Source organism: Ruminococcus sp. 5_1_39BFAA (assembly GCF_964240875.1).
Lineage (GTDB): Bacteria > Bacillota > Clostridia > Lachnospirales > Lachnospiraceae > Blautia_A.
This window is the reverse complement of record NZ_CAXSVO010000045.1, coordinates 1-20,020: the sequence shown is the minus strand read 5'-3', so window position 1 is coordinate 20,020 and position 20,020 is coordinate 1. Positions and strand designations below refer to the sequence as shown.

Genomic DNA, 20,020 nt, shown 5'->3' with positions numbered 1-20,020 from the left:
ACAGAAATCAAGGGATTTTTATCATTTTCACTGTCTTTTCTGATACAAACGAGAGTTAATTACCATGGAAGTTCACAATCGTACACACGGCTTTCTGCGGGAGTGCGCATATAGTTTGTAACGGAAATAATATACTGTGGTGGGGTATATGGAGAGGGGGGAAGATATGGCTGTGGGCCATAAGAAAGCAAAGAGAAAACCCGGTGGCGGCCGGAAGCCGTCTAAGCCGGACTATAACCCAAGCGCCATCCTTCAGAATCAGATGGACGCAGCCGTGTCGCTCTACGATAAAGAGGAGCATCCTTCCCTCCAGACGATTGCTGACGAACTTGACCTTAATCCCATCAAGGTTCGTAAGCTGCTGATCACCGCCGGCGTGTATAGGTCTGAGGTGGCAGATCAAGTGAATCGGGTGTTCAATAAACACAGAGCCTCCGGTCTGTCACACACAGAGGCCATCGCAGCGATGATGAGGGAGTTGAATCTCTCCAAATCCTCTGTCACTTCGTATCTGCCTTATGAGAAGGGCGTGTATTTTCCGGTCGAAACGGACAGTAAAAATCTTAGCGTTGGCGCAGAGCGTATCCGCCGGATGCGGAAGCGGGAAAGGATAATCGAGAGGATAAAAACAGAGCAGACTGAGGAGGCTCTATGGGCGGCGGTAATTGAGTTCCAGGGCTACAAGTTCCGCACCTATTCCGGGCTGGTATTCTCGTACAGTCTGAAGAAGGGGAGAGGAGATACCTACACAAAGGAGCTGTTCATCGATCGGCGGGAGAACAGCAAGAGCCTGGCGTGGAGTTCCGTTCTGCTGGCCTTTCATAATATACCGAGTATTGGCTCTGTAGTTGACCGTCCGAAGGCCCTCGGTGACATCCGGGGTGTGACTTATATCTACGCAATGTTCTATCGGTTCGGCCTGATCGATGCACCGCAGAAAGCAAAAGAGAAGATGGAGCCGGTGAGAAAAGGAGAGACAGAATAGGATCAACGCTGGGTGAGAATTATTCTGGGAGTGGCTATGTGCAGAATTCTATGATAGAATGATTCCCATCAACTGGCAGGAGGCTATTAATCTACCAGGAGGTAATGAATCTGACGGGAGGTAAAGCACATTGGCGTTATATATATCTCTAATTTCCACGATTCTCTGGTTCCTTTTCATGACGTTCCTTTCCCATCAGGATGGGGAACACACGGGCAGGGCAAGCCGGGAGCTGGCAGAGCATCTTCGTTTTCTTGATAATGATATCAATGACCTGAACGGAAAGCTGCGGCGGGCGGCACACATTGTCGTGTTCGCTGTGTTTACGTTCCTGCTGGGGCTGACGATTAAGATTGGAGGAGCATCACTGGGATGGATGTTGGTGGCAGCAGCGTGGAGCTATGTGGACGAGGCCACAAAGCCGTGGATACAGGGACGGCATTTCTCATGGTTTGACGTAGGGCTGAATCTGATCGGTACTTTTATCGGTGGGGCTGTGGTTTTGTTGGTGTGAAGAAAAGAGGTATCCAGGCGAAGAAGGGGCAAATGAAATCTTGAAGATTTCACTTGCTATGTGCAGAAATAGACGGTAATATCCCTCATAACCGGAATCGGAATCCAAATTGGGAATCGGAATTCAATTGCACCCGGTTGGAAGGGAAGGTAGCATTATCGAAAAATTAAGAGAAATACTGGAGAACTACTTATCGAAAACAGAACCAAAATACTACCCACCGGTGGAAAACTTGCTCGACCTGATCTATGAGACTTACACAGAGAGTAATCCTGTAGCACCGAAGACTACAGTGGCGGGGAGAGCAGCGAAGGCGAAAGAAAAAGAGTTTGAAGCGTGGTTGCGAGAGACACCTGGTATGGATATACTGGTAGAGGACTGTGTTGGAGGTAAGATTCCTCTCTGGGAGGAGATTATGGTCAGGCAGGGAAGCGTGTGCTGTGCCTGGGAGAAAAGCGCATTTGAGGAGGGGATGAAAGTCGGGATACGGCTGATGATGGAAGTGTATAGTTTGTAATGATAATAAGAGAGAGAAAACCTGTGGCCGATACTGAGTTCCAGTTCGATAGCCACAGGTTTTTTTATTCATCATCAAAAACTTGTGGATATTCTTCCCACCAGCTTTATTCTCTGATATAATATAGAGTGCAATACAATACGGGAATCGCTTGGAGGGGCGAAAAAGGAAATCCAGTGTGTTGACGACACAGAGAAAGCAGGTGAATTTCTATCGATGAGAATCATTAAAAGGAACGGCGCAAGCTGCGATTTCGACGTTTCAAAAATCGTGGATGCCGTAAGTAAGGCTTGTATTCGGAGGGAAACGAAAAAGGTCGAGAAGAAGATACACGAGGTCGAACTCTTTTCTGGTGTAGGCTGGGATGATGAAGACTTTGATCTTAATGAACGAATCGACATTCTCGCTGAGATAATTAGTAGAATACTGGACGCAGATTATCAAGAGAGATTTCAAGATAATATCGATCTGCAACTCGAACTAGAAAGGTTGGAAAATCAGAGAGAGCAGTTGCGGATTTTACGCAGGTTAAAGACCGCACGGGTCAGTCTAATGATACGGACTGCCTGGATGAATAGAAACCATACAGCGGGGAGAAGCAATACCGGAGCCGTAACTGATCCGATGCTTCTGTCTGTTCCCACTCCTCCCACTTCTGAGGCTGCTAATCGCAGTCTGAGGTGTGGGGGTAATATGCTTGCTTACATCTGATCAACTCAACAGGTACAGAGCGAAACTGAAACCCCAACATACGACTGAGGAGCATAAAAAGGAAATCGGAGGGAATCTTCAGAGGGCAAGAAAGAAAACTGGTCTTACGCAGGAGGATGTGGCAGAAATCCTTGGTTGGGGCGGACGCAAAGTCGGACGCATTGAGAGCGGCGAGACATTGTGTTCCTCGGAAGATATTCTTTCCCTTTGCCAGATATATGATTGTAACCTTATGGAGATTTTTCCGAGTGACTTTATTCCATATGTCAGTGCTGTTTCCGGCTTAGACCCGGCGGTGCTGAAGGTGTTACAGGGCTCCATTAACACCATGATAGATAGAATTACAGCATGAGATAATACAGGTCATAGCGCCAGTATTATCCTGCATGACATAGAGTAGATTTGCTTAGAAGCTGAAGTACGCCAGAAAGGTGCGCCTCAGCTTCTTTCTTTTTGAACAGAAAAACCTGTGGCTTGATGTTAGCCACAGGCGGTGAGATTGAGCTCGGCTTCATCCTCTGCTTTGGCGCGGAGCAGGTCAGCGATTTCTTTTTCGGTTGCAGGCCGGACAGCGGGATGCTCGCGCCACTGTGTTTTTCCGCAGTCCGGGCAGCGATCGGGCGGGGTCGAATATTCAAAGCAGTAATGGCAGGCATCGCAGAAATAGTAATTCAAATGTGTTCACCTCAATCCTCATTGGGATATTCTTCAAGACCAAGAAAATCATCTATGCCAATGATTCCTTCTCCGGCTACCTGAACCAGGTCGTCGAAGGAGATTGTGACCGGCGGTGATTTCCTAAGAGCTGTTGTTGTCCCGGTCTTTATATCGATTTCTCTGTACACAGGGTCAATTCTGGCTACCGTCCCTGTCAGAGACTCGTAAGCCCCCAGCGGAGCGTATACGGCGTCGGCGTGAAAATAGCGGACAGTTATGGTCATTCCCTTTCTGACCTGCAGGAGACGGTCGGATAAGTGCCCTTTGTCCTCCTCGGATAGTTCTGCCTTGGCTATCAGCCTCTGCACCCGGTCCTGATCGGAAATCTCCTCATCATATCCCCGGAGCGCAGCGAAGGGGGAGAATATCTTTGCCCTGTTTAGCGTAGTCATCCGGGGCTTTATCGGTTCCGGGCGCGAGAGGGGAAGGATATCCGCATACTTCTGCCGGACAATTCTTCCTTCGGGTGTATTCTTGCAGTTCATCGGTTATCCTCCCTTCTGACGGTTTTAGACTTCACTTGGCTTCGTGCATCACTTGGATGTATCACTTAGCCTTATGCCCGCCGATCTGTTCATTGCGCTCACGCATGGTGGCGCCTTCCATGTAGCTCGTACCTTTCAGAACAGCATTTTTGCCATACTTCAGTTTGATGTCCAGCATGGTCTGTTGGAGCAGTTTTTCCTTATCCAGCTTCTTTGTATCTGTGAACAGATCCATCTGATAGATTCCTTCGTCCTTTACGACCCGGATGGAGGCAATAGTAATCCTGCGGATGGTCAGAGACTTGTTGCTGATCTGGTCGAACAGCCCTACTGCCGCAGCTATGATCTGACTGGACAGGCTGGTGGGATTGTTCAGCTTAGTGCTCCCATGTGCGGGTTTAGGTACCTTTCGTCCGTAGTGGTCGATGTGTACAGGGCCAGTATACAGGCCCTTGTCGCAGTTCTCACGGTCATAGCCTATGGTCAGTACAAGCCCATCGGTAGCCAGTTTCTTGCCAAGAAGCTGGTTTGATAGGTTTTCCGCCATCTCCTGGACGATGATCCGTGCCTTGGCGTTGGTGTATGGCTCCTTGAGAACCTGTCCTTCGCTGATGCTGGTGGAAGAAGGTCGGTATGCTTTGATCTCCTGCATCGTGCAGGGTTCAAGACCCCAGGCGTGGTCGATCAGGATCTCTGCATCCACGCCAAATTTATCGTAAAGCATATCCTGCCTTGTCAGACTGAACCGCGCCAGCTCGCCCATTGTGTGGATACCGATGGACTCCAGTCTCTTGACTGTTCCGGGGCCGGTCTGCCAGAAATCCGTCAGTGGTTTGTGATCCCAGAGGAGATAGCGGAAGGACTCCTCATCCAGTTCTGCAATACGCACACCATCCTTATCGGGCGCAGCGTGTTTTGCCGTGATGTCCATTGCCAGCTTGGCGAGATAAAGGTTGGTGCCGATGCCGGCCGTGGCCGTGATGCCAGTCGTATACAGCACTTCACGGATCATCGTCATGGCAAGGTCGTGGGCACTCATCTGGTAGTGGGAGAGGTAGGCGGTTGCATCGATGAACACCTCATCGATGGAATACACCAGAATATCCTCTGGCGCGATGTATTTCTGATAGACGCCGTAAATCTGCCGGGATACCTTCTCGTAATACAGCATCCGGGGCGGCGCTACCAGATAATCTACTTCCAGTGATGGGTCTTTTGCCAGTGCGTTGGCGTCGTAGGATTTGGAGGAGAGGGATGGCTTTCCGTCCTTGTACACAGCTGTGTGGCTGCGAATGGCGCTGCGGAGCCGTTCTGCGTTGACCTCTTTGACCTTCTGAACGACCTCAAAGAGCCGCGCTCGGCCGGGAATGCCGTAGGCTTTGAGCGAAGGGGAGACGGCCAGGCAGATGGTTTTCTCTGTTCGGGAAGCGTCTGCCACGACAAGATTGGTGGTCAGCGGATCAAGATGGCGGGAGGCGCACTCGGCGCTTGCGTAATACGACTTCAAATCAATAGCTAAATAAGTACGCTGCACCGTAAAAACGCCTCCTTTCTCAAAAATGATGATTTACTGCATCGTCCTCTCCACAAACCATCTGCCTAGCCGACCGGTGAATCGGGGATCGATGCGCTCAAAGAACAGATGCTTCTCCTGTCCCTGGATGAGCACTGTGAAGCAATCGCCGGAGAAACCGTTATCGGCGGTTCCGGCTGGTCGGAAATCCCGCACTTTTTCGATAGGGAAGGTTCTTCCGTCAGCCCATGTGATCGAAGTTGGCAGCATATAGCCGGTGGAATCAAACTCCGATGCTACTTTGACATAGACACGTTCCGTTTTCTGGTGTTTGGCCATAGCTGTCACCCCCTCACAGCAGCCCGTACTTCTGCTTGAAAGCACGGACGTCTGCCGCTTTGACTACTTCCAGAGCAGGGATATCTTCTTCGTCCGCCAGATCACGGGCACTTACTTTGCCCAGAACCTTGCCGACGACAGTAACATGGTCATCCTCGTTTTTATCACCATAAGGGAGAGCTCTGTTCAGTGAATACAGCCGGTGGTTCATCAGCTGTTTGATGACGGCGCCATCGGCGGTAGAGCAGATGACAATGTCGCCATTCGTCACATCCTGGGTGTACCTGACGCACACCAGATCGCCATCATAAAAGGCTGGCTCCATACTTGCACCGGACACACGGATCAAAGCATCAGCGGATTCGTTGTACCCAGTCTTTTTTACGAACACATACTCCGGGGGCAGATCAACGAAATCACAGCCGGGGCCGGCAGCCGAAGGCGTGGCCTCCAGCGGAACAAGGTCATAGGATTCTTCCAGGTATCGGTCGCGGGCGTCTATTTCCTCTTCCAGCATGGCGTGGATGGTTTTATCGATGACCTTCTGTCCGACACGGCTTAATTGCCTGTACTGGGAAAGGATAACGTTTTCATGCGGCGAGGGCATGGAATCATTGGACAGGCCGAATAGCTCATAGAGAGGGATTCCCAGCATGGAGCAAAGGGTACGGATGGAATCGACCTCCGGGCGGCATTTATCGTTCTCCCAGTTCGTGATCGTGTTGCGGGAAATGCCCATGATTTCAGCCAGTTCAGGCTGGCTCATTTCGTTTTTGTTTCTGTACTTGCGCAGGACTGCACCGAACGATGGCACAGCATCATTTTGCGCATCTGAATTGGGAAGATGCACAACGGTGCGACTTCCGGCGGCTTTTTTTTCTTTTTTGGATGCAAAAGAAGTGCCTTTTATTTGTTTAGACATTGCTTTTCCTCCTTGGACAGGTGGAACATAATGGGTTCTTTTCCACCTTACAGCCTCATTATAACACAAGAATATTGTGCGTTCAAGATGTGAGAGAAAAATATTTTGTGCATACTCTATTGATTTGGATACTCCAGCGGTGTATAATATTGCCATTATGAGATGAGTAAGGAGCTGATAGGATGGAGTATGCGCTGACGCTGAAGGACTTCGGGCAGGGAAAGTCTCCTATCGCCCTGCCTGTGAGCCGCTGTACGCCGCAGAATATGACTGTTCCGCGATGCTTATCGGGCCAGTACAGTGACCCGGCACAGCATGGCGTTGTCAAGCAGCATAGTATTGCCCAGCAACATAATGTTGTCAATCAGAATAGCATGACAGCTGATCCTCATCCCTATTCTGCGTTTGAAATACTGCTAAATTGTCTCCATGAGGATATTGGGGGAGTGCTGAACAACTACCTGCAGATGGAGAAAGCCGAGATTCAGCGGGTCGGCGTCCTTCCGAACGCACAGAGGATGCGCCTGCGGGCGTGGCATTACTATAAGACTTTGTCGAAGCTCCAACAGCCAACCGAGGCGACGGTCGTTGATTTCATAATCAAGGGACAGGTTGAAGGGACGGATGGGAATAACAGGATAGAGCTTCAGAATACGGCATTCAGGATGCGGTACATTTTTGACCTGCGCCCCTGCCACCAAAGCTGTATAGGCCCGTTAATCTGGCTGAACGCTCTGTGGAAGGATGATCCGATTTTCCCAGGGTATTGGATCGAGACGAATGAATACCTGCTTCCGATTCTGCGGGCGAAGGATTATGAGCATGTAGCGCATGATCTGCTTGACTGTTATTTTCCTGAGAATCGAAAAGTCATCGGCGGAGACACCACGGTTGTAGAAGCAGAAGAACTAGCGCACAGGATGGGGCAAAGGATAGAAGATGTTCGGTTTGCAGACGTGACGATCATGGGGCAGATATACTATGACTACGGGGAAATAGACCTGATCGATGATGAAGGGGCTGTATACCGGAAAAGAATACGTCCAGGCACGATCCTGATAAGCAAGGATAACTGTTCTTCAGCAGCTGTCCGCAACAGTACGATTGTCCATGAATGCTGCCATTTGTATCTGGACAGATGGTTTTTTCTTCTACAGATGGTGGCAGGGCGACCATACCAGGCATATTCCAGCAGGAGGAAGGAACATCGCCGGGGAATCCACCGCGGCACAGCTATCGAATGGATGGAGAAGCAATGCGAGAAGCTGCCGGCTTTCCTGCTGATGGAACGTGAGGATACGATGTGCTTTGTCGATCGGACGATGGCGGAACACGGAGGAGTTCGGTCACCAGAAAGCATGCGGCATATGATAGAGCTGCTGGCAGAGAGAAACGGTGTCTCCTTTTCGATGGCCAAATGCAGGATGATCGAATTGGGGTACTATGAGGCAGAGGGAATCCGCGAGTATGTGAATGGTCAGGTCATTCCCGACCACGGGTGCGCTGGTGCATGGCCAGAAAAGGCCACATTTACAATCTCCGCGCAGGATGCAGCCAAACTCGCTTGTGCGGATGGTGCATTTGAATCTGCATTGCGAAGTGGCCGTTACCGGTATGTAGAAGGCCATTTTTGCATCGATGATGAACGTTACTGCTATATCGATGAGTATAAGAGGATTCGCCTGACATACTACGCACGGAACCACATTGACGAATGCTGCTTGGCATTCAAGGTCAATGGGTGCAGGATGAAGGGGGAATTCCGGCAAAGTGCTGTATTCAGGAAGAAGGGCGAAACCGGACAATACCCGTCGGGCTATACCCTTGCGGCGGAACCAGGGACAGAGGGCTATGAAAAGGAAAACAGTTGTCTGGTCTCGGACTGTATACTGTGGATGGATATCTACAAAGAACTGGAGGACGAATTTGGGGAATCCATAAAACACATTCTGAAAAGGAAACATCTGACGCAGGAGGCACTTGCGGGTATGCTGGGGGTCAGCTCCAAGGCATTGTACAACTATCTGAACTCCGACAGACCCTCTCTGCCGCATATCGTTGGGATCTGCGTTGCGATGAGCTTACCGTATTACATTTCGATGGAGCTGATCGAGAATGCGGGATATGCGCTTCGCAAATCAGAGATCGATTTTCTTTACCGCCAGTTTCTGCTCCAGTCAGAACAGATTTCGGTAGACCGGTGTGAGGATATTCTCCAGAAACAGGGGTATCCTCCTCTGTTCCGGGGAGAGGGAAACGAGAGAAACCTTCCGCATCAAATGGCGGGGATACAGCCGAAAAAGACAGTAAGAACTACTTTGAGGCCGACTGAGGCCAGATAAGGCAACATGAATACGGTGTATGACCGGGGTGCATTCCAGCATCCCGGCTTTTTTTATGCCCAAAAACGAAAAAAGTTTTCTGTGAATGCGACAGTAGGTGTCCGGTTTTTGGTCCAAAACCAGACCCATATGGTCGGGAAAATGTCCCTTTGAAAGAGAAATAGTACATGGAAATGCAAGAAAACCGTGTAAATACGTGCTTTTTGAGGCGGACATTTTCCCGACACCTACTGTCGTGGTTTTACCTGTTTTGTCCTGATATGATATAGACAGTTCAAGGGACAAGCCCCACGGAGGGCAGCCTGAGAACACAAAAATAATATCGTAAGCCCGATTCTAGAGAAGGCGAAGGATACCATAACGGAGTTTTACCAGCCAGCGCATAGCTGGCGGTGAGACGGCCGGTGTATGGGTGTACTCTACCATCTCTGGAATCGGGCTATTTTGTTTTCAAGGGAATAGTCCAGTCCATCAGGGTGAAATCCCGACACCAAGGGTCGTATTCCCGACAGCTACTGTCCGGTTTCGGCATACATCACGCTCCGCTTCGGTATCCTTCCCCTCCCAGAGTCCGGGGGAAAGGACAAAACAATGAAGATGAACATGATGATGGGTCACGGCTTTATGGCCGGAGCAGTCGCAATCAACGGTGGCGTGGGCGTGATGGAGATTCGCCGTCCGCAGGTGAACGTGGATCTCCTGCCGAGCGTGGACGATGTGGTGAACTCCGTGGCGGCAGTTGTAGCAGAAATCGCGGAGAATGCACACATCACCCTCCGGGAACTGAAGACCAAGATCGATGCGGTCACGGAGAAGAAGCTGCCTCAGTACAAGCAGCTCATGGAGCAGAACCCGGTGGCGGTGGCTCAGACCAGCGTGAACGGTGCGACTATCACTGCCTATCAGAACGGATACGCTGTGTATGAGATGGATGGCGCGCGTTCTGTGATGGCGGTGGATCGCTGCGGAGATTACCGCTACGACTTCAACGATGGGACATATCAGGTGGTGCCGGCAGAGGTCTTTGAGGAAGCGGAGTGGAGCTTGCGTCTGATCATGGAGGGCGAGCGCCGACTGGAACACAACCTGAACAAAACCAGCAGCAAGTACGAAGCCGCTGTGTTGGAGTGCGATGGCTCCGATTGGTCGGATTCCATCATGGTTGACTTCCTGGAGGAAGAAAATGCCGAGATGCTGGCAGATCAGGAGCTTCGCAGGCTGTATGCCGCAATTGGAAAGCTGACCGAGCGGCAGAGGGAAGTCATCGAGCTGTACTACTTCAAGGGAATGACCCAGCAGGAGATTGCAGAGGAGCTGGGAATCACACAGGTGGCTGTGAACCAGTGCATGAGCAGGGCGATAAAGACTCTGAAAAAGAAATTTTGAAAAAATTGCCGGAGACCCCGTTATAAATTGGCCTCAAACGGTGTGCTTAGTGAAGGGACTACTTCTTCAAGAAAAACAAGGAGGGCAAAAGCCATGAACAATGAACATTTGGCCGCGCAGAGAGACATCAAGAATCCCCGTGAGCTGAAGCCACCCGGCGGGGAAGCTGGGGAGAACGCATCCCATGATTCGGTCACGCCCCACGACCCAGCACACAATGGTACAGCATCCCCGAAGAAAATCTTCGTGTGCTCGCCGTACCGTCCGCTGGCGGAAACGGAGGAGAGCCGGAAAGTGGAACTGGAATCCAATCTCCATCGCGCCAAGACCGCCTGCCGCATCCTTACCACCCTCGGCTTCATGCCGCTGGCACCGCACCTCTACTTCACAACCTTTCTGGAAGATGAGGTGAAGCGGGAGAGGGAGAACGGCATCCGGCTGGGGCTTCAGTGGCTGGAGGAAGCTGATGAGGTTTGGGTGTTCGGAGACACCATCTCCGAAGGGATGGCGGTGGAAATCGCAAGGGCAAAGGAGCTGAACAAACCGGTCCGCAACCTGCCGGAACCAAGTCGCATGGTGGAGCTGCTCATCAAGGGCATTTCCGCTGGTTATAAAGGGCAGCAAAAAGCTGCAGAAAGTGAGAGCAACAATGGATAAGAAGAATACGAATCTGGACGAACTACTGAAGGTTATCGCTGCATCCGGGGCTGGCATTCCCATCGCCGGCATCCGTGTGATGGTGAAGAAGGTTGATGAAGAGGAGCCTGTGGGCAAGGAGCCTGTGAGCCGTGAGTCCGATGAGGAAGCCTGTGACTGTGGTCATGGTAAGTCCTGTGACCACAATGGCTCCTGTAACTGCTGCACCAACAAGTCCAGCGACTGCTGCGATGAGGACGATGACCCCTTCGATTTCGATGAGATGCTCCGCTTCATCCGCCGCCGTACTGGGATGTGCGAGAGGATGGTTCTGGCAGTCCTGGCGGCACAGATGGAGTATCTGGACAGCGTGATCGATGAGGAGGACGAGGTATGAGTATGGATATGCTGGCAGCTCCGAAGAAGATCGTAGACGGTCTGACGGAAGTCTTTCAGGGGTTTGCCCAGATGTTTGAGGGCGTGTCCGAGCAGTTGGCGCTGCTGGCAACCGGCGCAGCGGAGGAAGAAAAGGTGCTGCTTCCGATCAGCACCACGCTTCCCCCGGACAAGCCCCTCCCGGCGAATGTGTCCGCAAAGGGTGTGACGGTTCCCCGCCCCCGCAAGAAGCCGGTGAAGCGGCAGAAGGCTCCCGATGCCGAGCCGGTATTCGATAACGAGCCGGGAGAAACCGCTCCCGACCCCACAGAGGTGGATGCGCAGGATGACACCGCAGCAGCAGAGGACACTGCGGAGGACACCGAGGACAACAGCCTCCCGGCAGACACAGCGGATACCCCGCCGTGGGAGGACACCAGCCAGAAGGCGGACACCGGCCAGAAGGAGGAGCCACCCGATAAAGCTCCGGGAGCAGATATGCCCGCAGAGCCTCCCATCGAACCGAAGCCCCGTGTGCCTATCCTCACCAAAGATGACATCATCTCGGTCATCGTGGCCAAGATCAAGCAGAAGCGCAGCAACAATGAAAAGATCGGCCAGCTTCTGAAGGCTTACGGCGTCGGCGCACTGTCCGACCTCCCGGCGGAGAAGTATGAGGCTTTCCTGACCGACATCTCCCAGCTGTGATGGGAGGTGCCCTATGCCGGAAGTCCATGCGATATTGTCCGCTTCCAGCTCGAAGCGGTGGCTGAACTGTACACCATCCGCCCGGCTGGAGCAGAACTTCCCCAATGAATCCTCGGTGTATGCCGAGGAGGGTACCGCCGCCCATGCGCTGGGCGAGTACAAGCTCCGCAAGTACCTGCATGAGCGGGTGCAGCGTCCGACATCGGAGTTCGACAGCGAGGAGATGGAGGGCAACACCGACATCTACGCAGAGTTCATCATCAACCAGATTGAGCGCATCAAGGAGACCTGCCCACACCCGCTGGTCATGGTGGAGGAACGGCTGGATTACAGCTACCTCGTACCGGACGGCTTCGGTACCGGCGACTGTGTGATCATTGCAGACGGAACGCTCTATGTAAACGATTACAAGAACGGCAAGGGTGTGTTCGTCAACTGCGACCATAATCCCCAGATGATGCTGTACGCGCTGGGTGCCTACCACGCCTACGGGTATCTGTACGATATCCAGAAGGTCTCCATGACCATCATCCAGCCGAGGCTTGAGAACATCTCGACCTTTGAATGCACGGTGGACGAGCTGCTGGACTGGGGCGAGAGCTACGTTCGGCCCAGAGCGAAGCTGGCATTTGAGGGAAAGGGTGAGCAAGTCCCCGGCGACTGGTGCCGGTTCTGCCGCGCCCGGTGTGCCTGCAAAGCCTGTGCGCAGGAAGCCCTGGCATTGGTCAAAGAGGAGTTCCTCGATCTGGATGCCGGAGTGCTGGAGGATGAACAACGGTGTGATTGTCTGGAGGAAACGGACGCCACATCCTCCTTCGACCCGGACACATCGGCACCCACCTTCAAGTCCCCGGCGCTGCTGACCAAGACGGACATCCAGCAGATGCTCCCGACGCTGAACCGCATCGAATCCTGGATCGAAGCCATCTTTGCCTATGTCAGTTCCGAGGCAATCAACCACGGCGTGACATGGGCGGGCTACAAGGTGGTGGAGGGCAGGAGCAAGCGGCAGTTTCTCGACACCAAGTCGGTGGTCGCGGCGGCACAGAAGGCCGGATACACCGACATCTACAAGACGGAGCTCATCTCCCTGACCGAGTTTGAAAAGCTCATGGGGAAGAAAAAGTTCCAGGAAGTTCTGGGAGAGTATGTGGTCAAGCCGCCCGGCAAGCTGTCGCTGGTGCCTGACTCCGACCCCAGAGAGGCGGTCGATCTTCAGACCGCATCAGACGAGTTTGACGTCCTCGACTGAGCCAGTACTGAGCTGGTACACGACACAGCCCGAGGGCAGCAAGCAATACACAATGACCTATTCTACAGAAAACGGAGGATTTTTCAATGGCTACTACGAGCAAGAACAACACCAGTGCGACTAAGGTCGTCATCCCGTGCCGCATTTCCTTTGCCAACATCTTCGAGGCTAAGAGCATCAACGGCGGCGACGCCAAGTACAGCGTGTCCTGTCTGATTCCCAAGACGGACAAGAAGACCCTGCTGGCGATCCACAAGGCGGTGGAAGCCGCCAAGGAGGACGGCAAGACCCGCAAGTGGGGCGGCAAGATCCCGCCCAATCTGAAGACGCCCCTGCGTGACGGCGACATCGACCGCCCGGACGATGAGAACTACCAGGAGTGCATGTTCATCAACGCCACCAGCAAGGACGCACCCCAGGTGGTGGACCGCCGTGTCCAGCCGATCACCGACCCCATGATGGTCTACTCAGGCTGCTACTGCAATGTCAGCGTGAATTTCTACCCCTTCAACGCCAACGGCAACCGCGGTGTGGCGGCTGGCCTGTGCAACATCCAGTTTGTCCGTGACGGCGACCGTCTCTCCGGCCGCGCCTCTGCGGAATCCGACTTCGATGCGCTTGAGGACGAGGAAGTCCTCGGCGGCGCGGATGAGGATCTGCCGGACTACCTCAAGTGAGACTTCTCAAGTAACCCTTATCAACACCATCATCTTATCTTCTCCTTTTGCGTGTGGGCGTCAGCAATGGCGCTCATGCGCAGCCGTCCATAGAACAGCCTCCACGCGGCGGACGGCGGGCAACGGGCAGGATGGCTGCCCGGCAGATGTTCAACCGATAACCATTACATCTATCGACACCAACATGAAAATCAACACACATGGGACGGAGGTGAAAACCCCATGAAAGAAACCTTAGTTGATATCGAGACGTATTCCGAGGTCGATATCAAGAGCTGTGGCCTTTACCGCTACGCCACAGACCCCAGCTTCGAGATCCTGCTCATTGCATGGGCAACGGATGACGGCAGCGGCTTTGGAGAGACACAGTGCTGTGACCTCGCAACTGGCGATCCGTTTCCGGCAGAGCTGCTGGAGGCGTTCCAGTCCGGCACAGTCCGGCTCATCGCGCACAATGCCTCATTCGAGCGGGTGTGCTTCTCGGTCCATTTGCAGAGGCATTTCCCCGGTCAGTATCTTCAGCCGGGCGCATTCCTCTCCCCGGAAAACTGGCTCTGCACGATGGTCATGGCCGGGTCGCTGACCTTGCCGCTGGCGCTGAAGGACGTGGGCGAGGTGCTGAAGACAGCACAGCAGAAGGACAAGGAGGGCGAGCGGCTGATCAAGCTGTTCTCCATGCCCTGCAAGCCCACAAAGTCCAACGGATACCGCACGAGGAATCTCCCGCAGCATTATCCGGCTGACTGGGCAAAGTTCAAAGGCTATTGCATCCAGGACGTGAACACCGAGATCGATATCTACAAGCGACTGAAGCGTTTTCCGATGCCCGACCGGGAGTGGCATCATTACCGGGTCAACGAGCGGGTGAACGACCGGGGCGTCAAGATCGACACGGAGCTTGTCCAGCAAGCTATCGCCTGCGATCTGATGCTGTCGGATGCCATGACGAAGAAAGCCTACGAGCTGACCGGTCTGGAAAATCCGAACTCGGTATCTCAGCTGAAATCGTGGTTGGATGAGCGCGGCATCCCGATGGACAGCCTCGGCAAAAAGGACGTGGCGCAGATGATCGGGGAGCTGGACAAGAACGGCGTGGACGAGGAAGCAATGGACATGCTGAAGCTGAGATTGCAGATGGCCAAAAGCTCCGTCAAGAAGTACCAGGCAGCAGAACGCTGTGTCTGCCCGGACGGAAGGGCGCGGGGACTGTTCCAGTTCTACGGCGCAAGTCGCACTGGCCGGTACAGTGGCCGCAACATCCAATTGCAAAATCTTCCCCAGAACCATATCTCCACGCTGGAGCAGGCACGGGAGCTGGTGAAGATGGGATGCTTCGATATGGTCGAGAGCATCTACGGCAACACCCCGGACGTCCTCTCCCAGCTCATCCGCACAATGCTCGTGCCCAAAGAGGGCTGCGAGTTCATTGTGGCCGATTTCAGCGCCATCGAAGCCCGCGTCCTCGCATGGGAGGCGGAGGAGCAATGGGTGCTGGATGCATTTGAAAACGGGGAGGACCTGTACTGCGCAACGGCATCCCAGATGTTTCATGTCCCTGTCGTCAAGCACGGCGTGAACGGCGAGCTGAGACAGAAGGGTAAAATAGCAACTTTGGCTTGTGGCTATGGCGGCTCCTCCGGGGCGCTCATCAGCATGGGCGCTTTGCAGATGGGGCTGAAGGAGGAGGAACTCCCGGAGATCATCGACTCCTGGCGGGAGGCCAATCCGAAGATTGTCCAGTACTGGTGGGACGTGGAAAAAGCCGCCATGACCGCCTACAAGACCGGGGAGCGCAGCGAGATCGGCAAGATCGCCTTTGAGTTCTGGTCCGGCACACTCTGGATGGTGCTTCCCTCCGGGCGAAGGCTGGTCTACCTGAAACCCCGCACACAGCCGAACCGCTTTGGCCGCATGAGCCTCACCTATGAGGGTGTGGGGCAAAACCACAAGTGGAGCAGACAGGAGACGTATTCCGGGCGGCTCGTGGAAAATGCGACCCAGGCGATTGCAAGAGACATCCTTGCCGAAGCAATGGCGCGGATGGAGGATTACGGACTGAGCATTGTCGGCCATGTGCATGACGAGGTCATCATCGAAGCTCCGATCGGCAAGTACAAGGTGGATGAGGTCTGCAAGCTGATGGCAATCAAGCCCGACTGGTGTGAGGGTTTACCGTTGTCAGCCGCTGGGTACCTCGCCCCTTCGTACTATTTCAAGGACTAAGGAGGTGAGCGTATGCCGCATTTGATTCAACTGAAAGACGGGTCGCTCCTCACGCCATTTGACCTCGGGGATCTGCTGGACGCTGTGGAGCAATGCGCCGGCGGGGAACTTCGACAGGAGATTGAGAGCTATATCAATCTCAATGTTGAGGATATTGATGACTACGAAAAAGAGTACGACCGCATGGACAGGGAGCTGGATATGGCCCGCGACCACCAGCGGCAGGTCCTCTGCAACATCATGGAGGAAGTCGATGCGCTGGACATCCTGCTCCACGATGACCGGCTGAACCGCAGACGGATGCAGGGGGCAGTCAAGATCATCCGGCAGATGATCAACCGGGAGTTATGAGCCGACAAGTACCATACGGTGCCTTTCCCGGAAAGACACAGACGCTTGAACCGGCGTATAAATATGCGCCGAAGAAAAAGGAGAAGAACAACATGAAAACAGGAAGAAATTTGCAGGAAGTTCTGGTGGAGCTGAACCGCCAGAACAAGGCAAAGCAGGACTTCATCAGTCCGGCACAGGGGATGCGGCTCCGGGAGGATGGCCGCACCTTCGAGATCAACCACCTGACCTCCAATCAGCAGGAGGTGTTCGGTACGACCCCACTGTTCCACCGCCAGGTGGCGTCGGCACTGGGGATTCCCGCCAAGTATTACGACCTCATGCAGGCGCAGAAGCCCACGCTGCTGGCGGAAAACGTGAACGCCTGGTTTGGGGACAAGACCAATTCGTACATGGTCCGGTCGATGGACTATGGCGCAGGGCAGGTTGCCCGCGCACTGCTGTCGGAGCGGTACCGCCGCATCGACAATCTGGAGGTGGCTTCTGCGGTGCTGCCGCTGTTTGCGGGTTCCGACCAGTATGAGGTGGTTTCCTCTGAGGTCACTGAGCATCGGCTGTATCTGAAGGTGGTGTCGAAGCGACTGGAGATGGAGGTGCGTAAAGGGGATATCGTCCAGGCCGGAGTTGTCATTTCCAACTCGGAGGTTGGTCTCGGCGCTGTTTCTGTTCAGCCTCTGGTGTACCGGCTTGTCTGTTTGAATGGTGCTGTGGTCAACGACATGGGCGAGCGCCGCCACCATGTAGGCCGGCAGGCAAAGGCGGTGGAGGACAGCTTTGCACTGTACTCGGACGAGACGATGGAAGCAGAGGACAAGGCATTTCTGCTTAAGCTCCGGGATACCACGATGGCGGCAATCGATGAGACACGCTTTGCCCAGATCGTGAACCGCCTCCGTGATTCCACCGAGATTCCCATCACCGGCAAGGTGCAGGACGTTGTTCAGCTGACCGCCCAGAGCTACGGCATCAACAGCGATGAGCAGGAGGGCATCCTCAAGTATCTCATTGAGGGCGGTGACCTTTCGCTCTATGGCCTGTCCAACGCTGTGACGAGGGTGTCACAGGATGTCGATTCCTATGACCGGGCAACGGCACTGGAGGGCATCGGCTGGCAGGTGGCCACGATGGGGCCGGCGCAGTGGAAAGAGATCAACCGGTGAGGTGAACAGTATGGAGAAGAACAACGAGCTTCGGGCAGTTCAATGGATTAAGGAACACAGAGATGAAGGCCCTCCTGTGCGGGGCAGACGGGATCATGCCGACCCCACAGCAGATGCCGCCATCGGTCATATCATGGCGGAGCAGCGCAGGAAGAATCGACCGAAGAAAAAACATCCGCGTGTCGGGGTCTGGAGAGCGGAGGAGGAACACGGCGATGCGTGAATCCGTTATAGAAAAACAGTTCGTCGATGCGGTCAGAGCCGCAGGCGGACAAGCCCTAAAGTTCACGAGCCAGACGATGAACGGAGTGCCGGATCGTCTGGTTCTTCTTTTGGGCGGCAAGTGTGCCTTTGTGGAACTGAAAGCTCCCGGCAAGCAGATGCGGCTCCTCCAGAGGAAGCGCCGGCAGCAGTTGGAGGCATTGGGCTTTCCTGTGTTCTGTGTGGACAGGCCGGAGCAGATCCGGCCCGCCATCGATGCGCTGCTCAGATGGAATCCGGGCGACCCGATTCCACAGGGCATCGGAGCGAGGATTCCTGAAATGCCGGTAGTGTCATTACCAGAGGGAGACGAGTTGCCGGGAGCCAATACGGAGACAAATACGGAGACGACCACAGCAGAGGAGGTGATGCCCAAATGAAGTTCATTCCGCACGATTACCAGAGCTACTGCACGGAGTATATCAAGACACACCCAATTGCGGCTCTTTTCCTGGATATGGGCTTGGGCTGAGGAAAGACTGTCATCACCCTGTCCGCTATCAAAGACCTTATGCTGGACACATTTGAGGTCAACAAGGTCCTCATCATCGCACCATTGCGAGTAGCTCGTGACACATGGCCGACAGAGATCGAGAAGTGGGACCATCTGAAGGGACTGGACATTTCAGTGATTGTCGGTGATGTCAAGACCCGCATCGCTGCGGTGCATCACCCGGCTATGATCTATGTCGTGAACCGGGAAAACATCAAGTGGCTGGTGGAGTATTACGAGAAGAACGGGATGCGCTGGGACTTCTCTATGGTTGTCATCGACGAGTTGTCCTCGTTCAAGAACTACCAGTCCCAGCGGTTCAAGTATCTGCGCAAGGTGCGCCCTTATGTGAGGCGATGGGTCGGACTGACCGGCACGCCGTCCTCCAATGGTCTCATGGATCTTTGGGCAGAGATAGGCATTCTTGACGGCGGTGAACGCCTCGGCAAATTCATCGGGCGCTATCGTGAGGCCTACTTCAAGGCCGGCTCCATGAATCCTTCCACGGGCATTGTGTTCCAGTACGTCCCCAGACCCGGTGCGGAGGAGATGATCTACCAGCGCATCTCGGATATCACTATTTCCATGAAGGCGCTGGACTATCTCAACATGCCGGACTGTATCCCGACCCGGTACGAGGTGGAGATGAACACCGCCGAACGTGAGCTGTACGATATGCTCAAGCAGGACCTTCTCATCCCGCTAAAGGATGGGGACATAGACGCCGCCAATGCCGCATCGCTGACAGGGAAACTGTTGCAGATGAGCAATGGTGCTGTCTACGATGAGAACGGTCACGCCCGGCGTATCCATGACCACAAGCTGGAGGCATTGGAGGACCTCATTGAAGCCGCCAATGGACAATCGGTGCTGGTGGCGTACTGGTTTAAGCATGACCGGCAGCGCATCATCGACCATCTGGAAAGCCTGAAGATTCCCGTCCGGGACATCAAGACCAGCGCAGACATCAAGGACTGGAACGCCGGCCGCATTCCGGTGGCGCTGATCCACCCGGCATCGGCGGGTCACGGTCTGAACATCCAGCAGGGTGGACATATCCTGATCTGGTTTGGCCTGACCTGGTCTTTGGAGCTGTATCAGCAGACCAACGCGCGCCTCTGGAGGCAGGGGCAGACCAACGTGGTGACCATTCACCACATCATCACCAAAGGCACCGTGGATGAAGACGTCATGGCAGCTTTGGAGCAGAAGGACATGACACAGGAAAAGTTGATATCGGCCGTCAGAGCACGGCTCGAAGAATGAGGAGAAAGCCTATGGGACAGGAAATCAATATGAATAAACCATTATTCCTGCGCGCAGCAGACCGTGAGCGGTCGAAGCGTCGCGCACAGTATCGCTACAAGACAACCGAGTGTTGGACAGCGAATTGAGAGAGACGCAAACGGCAAATTATTTTTCCGCTTTTCAAATAATCGACCGCGCAGTCTGG

General features: G+C 53.8%; 22 protein-coding genes and 1 pseudogene. 18 read left to right on the top strand and 5 right to left on the bottom strand.

Annotated elements, in window-relative coordinates; all coding sequences use genetic code 11:
- Positions 1-148: 148 nt before the first annotated feature.
- The 5 genes from ACESZH_RS22570 (at position 149) to ACESZH_RS22550 (ending at position 3,079) form a co-directional block, all read left to right on the top strand.
- The gene (locus ACESZH_RS22570; protein WP_373219198.1) at positions 149-985 is read left to right on the top strand and encodes a hypothetical protein; all 837 of its coding nucleotides are present in this window, start codon (positions 149-151) and stop codon (positions 983-985) included.
- Between the two features lie 130 nt (positions 986-1,115).
- Positions 1,116-1,499: a VanZ family protein gene (locus ACESZH_RS22565; RefSeq protein ID WP_373219199.1), complete on the top strand. Its 384-nt coding sequence runs from the start codon at positions 1,116-1,118 to the stop codon at positions 1,497-1,499.
- Positions 1,500-1,608: 109 nt separating this feature from the next.
- Positions 1,609-2,016 carry a hypothetical protein gene (locus ACESZH_RS22560; RefSeq protein ID WP_373219200.1) on the top strand — a complete coding sequence of 136 codons (408 nt, stop codon included), beginning with the start codon at positions 1,609-1,611 and terminating at the stop codon, positions 2,014-2,016.
- Positions 2,017-2,232: 216 nt separating this feature from the next.
- Positions 2,233-2,727, top strand: coding sequence for an ATP cone domain-containing protein (locus tag ACESZH_RS22555; RefSeq protein ID WP_373219201.1), 495 nt, complete (start codon positions 2,233-2,235; stop codon positions 2,725-2,727).
- On the top strand, positions 2,714-3,079 hold the full coding sequence (locus ACESZH_RS22550; protein ID WP_373219202.1) for a helix-turn-helix transcriptional regulator: 366 nt from the start codon (positions 2,714-2,716) through the stop codon (positions 3,077-3,079). Before ACESZH_RS22555 ends, ACESZH_RS22550 begins: the two co-directional genes overlap by 14 nt.
- Before the next feature lie 128 nt (positions 3,080-3,207).
- On the opposite strand, the gene ACESZH_RS22545 is transcribed toward ACESZH_RS22550, so the two are convergent.
- The 5 genes from ACESZH_RS22545 to ACESZH_RS22525 all read right to left on the bottom strand — a co-directional run bounded on the left by ACESZH_RS22545 (position 3,208) and on the right by ACESZH_RS22525 (position 6,703).
- A complete protein-coding gene (locus ACESZH_RS22545; RefSeq protein ID WP_373219203.1) occupies positions 3,208-3,402 on the bottom strand; it encodes a hypothetical protein in 195 nt (64 codons plus the stop codon).
- A gap of 11 nt (positions 3,403-3,413) precedes the next feature.
- Positions 3,414-3,929, bottom strand: coding sequence for a hypothetical protein (locus ACESZH_RS22540; protein ID WP_373219204.1), 516 nt, complete (start codon positions 3,927-3,929; stop codon positions 3,414-3,416).
- A 61-nt stretch (positions 3,930-3,990) separates the two neighbouring features.
- Entirely contained in the window at positions 3,991-5,493 is a 1,503-nt protein-coding gene (locus tag ACESZH_RS22535; protein WP_373219219.1) for a DNA methylase, read from the bottom strand.
- Positions 5,494-5,496: 3 nt separating this feature from the next.
- Positions 5,497-5,826, bottom strand: a complete 330-nt coding sequence (locus ACESZH_RS22530) for a hypothetical protein (protein WP_373219205.1) — start codon at positions 5,824-5,826, stop codon at positions 5,497-5,499.
- On the bottom strand, positions 5,795-6,703 hold the full coding sequence (locus ACESZH_RS22525) for a S24 family peptidase (RefSeq protein WP_373219206.1): 909 nt from the start codon (positions 6,701-6,703) through the stop codon (positions 5,795-5,797). The genes ACESZH_RS22530 and ACESZH_RS22525 overlap by 32 nt, the downstream gene beginning before the upstream one ends.
- A gap of 182 nt (positions 6,704-6,885) precedes the next feature.
- On the opposite strand from ACESZH_RS22525, the gene ACESZH_RS22520 reads away from it, so the two are divergent.
- The 13 genes and pseudogenes from ACESZH_RS22520 (at position 6,886) to ACESZH_RS22460 (ending at position 19,833) form a co-directional block, all read left to right on the top strand.
- Positions 6,886-9,045, top strand: coding sequence for a hypothetical protein (locus tag ACESZH_RS22520; protein ID WP_373219207.1), 2,160 nt, complete (start codon positions 6,886-6,888; stop codon positions 9,043-9,045).
- A gap of 591 nt (positions 9,046-9,636) precedes the next feature.
- Positions 9,637-10,431, top strand: a complete 795-nt coding sequence (locus ACESZH_RS22515) for a sigma-70 family RNA polymerase sigma factor (protein WP_373219208.1) — start codon at positions 9,637-9,639, stop codon at positions 10,429-10,431.
- 93 nt (positions 10,432-10,524) lie between these two features.
- Entirely contained in the window at positions 10,525-11,088 is a 564-nt protein-coding gene (locus ACESZH_RS22510) for a hypothetical protein (protein WP_373219209.1), read from the top strand.
- Complete coding sequence (locus ACESZH_RS22505) at positions 11,081-11,464, top strand: hypothetical protein (protein ID WP_373219210.1); 384 nt, start codon at positions 11,081-11,083, stop codon at positions 11,462-11,464. The genes ACESZH_RS22510 and ACESZH_RS22505 overlap by 8 nt, the downstream gene beginning before the upstream one ends.
- Complete coding sequence (locus ACESZH_RS22500) at positions 11,461-12,150, top strand: hypothetical protein (RefSeq protein WP_373219211.1); 690 nt, start codon at positions 11,461-11,463, stop codon at positions 12,148-12,150. The genes ACESZH_RS22505 and ACESZH_RS22500 overlap by 4 nt, the downstream gene beginning before the upstream one ends.
- Before the next feature lie 13 nt (positions 12,151-12,163).
- Positions 12,164-13,402 carry a DUF2800 domain-containing protein gene (locus ACESZH_RS22495; protein WP_373219212.1) on the top strand — a complete coding sequence of 413 codons (1,239 nt, stop codon included), beginning with the start codon at positions 12,164-12,166 and terminating at the stop codon, positions 13,400-13,402.
- 86 nt (positions 13,403-13,488) lie between these two features.
- A complete protein-coding gene (locus ACESZH_RS22490) occupies positions 13,489-14,079 on the top strand; it encodes a DUF2815 family protein (RefSeq protein WP_373219213.1) in 591 nt (196 codons plus the stop codon).
- A gap of 222 nt (positions 14,080-14,301) precedes the next feature.
- Positions 14,302-16,302, top strand: a complete 2,001-nt coding sequence (locus ACESZH_RS22485) for a DNA polymerase (protein ID WP_373219214.1) — start codon at positions 14,302-14,304, stop codon at positions 16,300-16,302.
- A 12-nt stretch (positions 16,303-16,314) separates the two neighbouring features.
- Entirely contained in the window at positions 16,315-16,653 is a 339-nt protein-coding gene (locus ACESZH_RS22480; RefSeq protein WP_373219215.1) for a hypothetical protein, read from the top strand.
- 92 nt (positions 16,654-16,745) lie between these two features.
- Complete coding sequence (locus tag ACESZH_RS22475; protein ID WP_373219216.1) at positions 16,746-17,813, top strand: DUF932 domain-containing protein; 1,068 nt, start codon at positions 16,746-16,748, stop codon at positions 17,811-17,813.
- A 10-nt stretch (positions 17,814-17,823) separates the two neighbouring features.
- Positions 17,824-18,036, top strand: coding sequence for a hypothetical protein (locus ACESZH_RS22470; protein ID WP_373219217.1), 213 nt, complete (start codon positions 17,824-17,826; stop codon positions 18,034-18,036).
- Positions 18,029-18,454, top strand: a complete 426-nt coding sequence (locus tag ACESZH_RS22465; protein WP_373219218.1) for a VRR-NUC domain-containing protein — start codon at positions 18,029-18,031, stop codon at positions 18,452-18,454. The genes ACESZH_RS22470 and ACESZH_RS22465 overlap by 8 nt, the downstream gene beginning before the upstream one ends.
- Positions 18,451-19,833, top strand: a pseudogene (locus tag ACESZH_RS22460) (SNF2-related protein). Before ACESZH_RS22465 ends, ACESZH_RS22460 begins: the two are co-directional and overlap by 4 nt.
- Positions 19,834-20,020 lie beyond the last annotated feature (187 nt).

Coding starts and splice junctions, on each gene's coding strand:
- ACESZH_RS22485 (WP_373219214.1), top strand. CDS start 14,302: ATGAAAGAAACCTTAGTTGATATCGAGACGTATTCCGAGGTCGATATC.
- ACESZH_RS22540 (WP_373219204.1), bottom strand. CDS start 3,929: ATGAACTGCAAGAATACACCCGAAGGAAGAATTGTCCGGCAGAAGTAT.
- ACESZH_RS22570 (WP_373219198.1), top strand. CDS start 149: ATGGAGAGGGGGGAAGATATGGCTGTGGGCCATAAGAAAGCAAAGAGA.
- ACESZH_RS22490 (WP_373219213.1), top strand. CDS start 13,489: ATGGCTACTACGAGCAAGAACAACACCAGTGCGACTAAGGTCGTCATC.
- ACESZH_RS22525 (WP_373219206.1), bottom strand. CDS start 6,703: ATGTCTAAACAAATAAAAGGCACTTCTTTTGCATCCAAAAAAGAAAAA.
- ACESZH_RS22465 (WP_373219218.1), top strand. CDS start 18,029: ATGCGTGAATCCGTTATAGAAAAACAGTTCGTCGATGCGGTCAGAGCC.
- ACESZH_RS22495 (WP_373219212.1), top strand. CDS start 12,164: ATGCCGGAAGTCCATGCGATATTGTCCGCTTCCAGCTCGAAGCGGTGG.
- ACESZH_RS22510 (WP_373219209.1), top strand. CDS start 10,525: ATGAACAATGAACATTTGGCCGCGCAGAGAGACATCAAGAATCCCCGT.
- ACESZH_RS22505 (WP_373219210.1), top strand. CDS start 11,081: ATGGATAAGAAGAATACGAATCTGGACGAACTACTGAAGGTTATCGCT.
- ACESZH_RS22515 (WP_373219208.1), top strand. CDS start 9,637: ATGAAGATGAACATGATGATGGGTCACGGCTTTATGGCCGGAGCAGTC.
- ACESZH_RS22555 (WP_373219201.1), top strand. CDS start 2,233: ATGAGAATCATTAAAAGGAACGGCGCAAGCTGCGATTTCGACGTTTCA.
- ACESZH_RS22500 (WP_373219211.1), top strand. CDS start 11,461: ATGAGTATGGATATGCTGGCAGCTCCGAAGAAGATCGTAGACGGTCTG.
- ACESZH_RS22475 (WP_373219216.1), top strand. CDS start 16,746: ATGAAAACAGGAAGAAATTTGCAGGAAGTTCTGGTGGAGCTGAACCGC.
- ACESZH_RS22480 (WP_373219215.1), top strand. CDS start 16,315: ATGCCGCATTTGATTCAACTGAAAGACGGGTCGCTCCTCACGCCATTT.
- ACESZH_RS22470 (WP_373219217.1), top strand. CDS start 17,824: ATGGAGAAGAACAACGAGCTTCGGGCAGTTCAATGGATTAAGGAACAC.
- ACESZH_RS22520 (WP_373219207.1), top strand. CDS start 6,886: ATGGAGTATGCGCTGACGCTGAAGGACTTCGGGCAGGGAAAGTCTCCT.